At 62.8% G+C, this 1,312-nt stretch carries 2 protein-coding genes; both read left to right on the top strand.

Annotation, left to right across the window (positions count from 1 at the left end):
• On the top strand, window positions 1-326 hold a 326-nt coding region (locus tag KY501_RS52800; protein WP_255637583.1), incomplete at its 5' end, for a Tox-REase-5 domain-containing protein.
• 9 nt (window positions 327-335) lie between these two features.
• A complete protein-coding gene (locus KY501_RS52795; RefSeq protein WP_373691743.1) occupies window positions 336-1,079 on the top strand; it encodes an immunity 52 family protein in 744 nt (247 codons plus the stop codon).
• The last annotated feature ends 233 nt before the right edge of the window (window positions 1,080-1,312 follow it).

Raw genomic sequence — 1,312 nt, 5'->3', positions numbered from 1 at the left:
ACCCGGCCAGCGAGGCCTACTGGGTCGGCGGCAAGGACTTGAAGAGCGGCGGAGTGAAGCTCGATGGCTTCAAGGACGACGTTCTCCTCGAAGCCAAGGGCCCAGGCTACGCCAACAAGTTTGCAGACAACCTCACACCCAAGAAGTGGTTTGCTCCCTCAGGGGCCAGGCAACTCGTCGACCAAGCGAAGCGCCAACTCAAGGCGGCTGCGGGCACTCCCGTCCGCTGGCATGTCGCGGAGGAAAAAGCCGCAGCCGCAATCCGGAAGCTTCTCGAGAAAGAAGCTCCTGAGATCGAGGTTGTTCACACACCGGCGCTTCTGTAGAAACAGACCGTGGAGGATCCTCGCTACATAGGTAGCTATTGGGGTGCTCGCAGGGAGGCTGCTGGAGAGTGTGCCCACCGCCTCCTGAAACTCTTGACCCATCTTGCCCGACTGGATCCTCTCTTCGGGCGATGGTTCAAGAGCGCGAAATCCCTCAAGCAGTCCCTCCAACGCCCGCTGGAACTCGAACTCTCCAGCATCCAGCAATACATCGAGCGCAACCTCATGCGCGACGACCGGCGCCAACCGATGGAGGATCTGGGATTCAGTGTCGGGCTGTGGAACGGAAGCGAGGGCGGCAACGACGCGAGGCTCAGTACCTACTGCGGAGCGTATTGGGAGCAGGCAAGGAACAGTTGCGTGCTCGATGCTCCTTTTGAAGGGCCCTGCTCAGAGCGGGTCCTGACGGCTCCCTTCCAAGTTGCGACCATGCGTGCGCTCGCCACCGCGTGGGAGCCAGAATGGGCGATGTCCACGTCCTATGCCCTCCAGGATGTGATGGTGCCCAAGGGGGACAAACGAGACTGGCAGATCGGTTGGGTGACGTATGTCTCGTACCGCCAGGGCCAGATCCCCCCTCTGCCCCCTCCCGTGCGCATCGAGCCCGTGGACAACCTGGGCACCCTCGTCATCCTCACTCCCGAGCGCTTCACCGCCTCCAACCCCGAGCACCTCGCACTGGCCGAGCGTGTACGCGAGTTGCTCGACCACGCCGGCCTGCTCCAGCGCAAACCTCCTTCCAATCCACCGTGAGCATGGAGGGCTTGGCGTCCGCACCGGTACTTGGTGCTACTACGATCTGAATCCACCTTATGGTGAGGAAGCCTTATGCGTGCGAGCTGTCTGGACGTACTGGTGCTGCATCCCGCAGTGCGTTGGATCGTCCTGATGCTCGCAGGGGTGCTCGGCGGTTGTGCCACGGACAGCGCCACCCCTTCCCGGGGAGGAATGGGCGGCAGGGGTGGCCCCCCGGCGATGGTGGCTCG

Source organism: Hyalangium versicolor (assembly GCF_020103695.1).
Taxonomy (GTDB): domain Bacteria; phylum Myxococcota; class Myxococcia; order Myxococcales; family Myxococcaceae; genus Hyalangium; species Hyalangium versicolor.
Note: the sequence above shows the minus strand (reverse complement) of the source record. Positions and strands in the feature narration are given on the sequence as shown.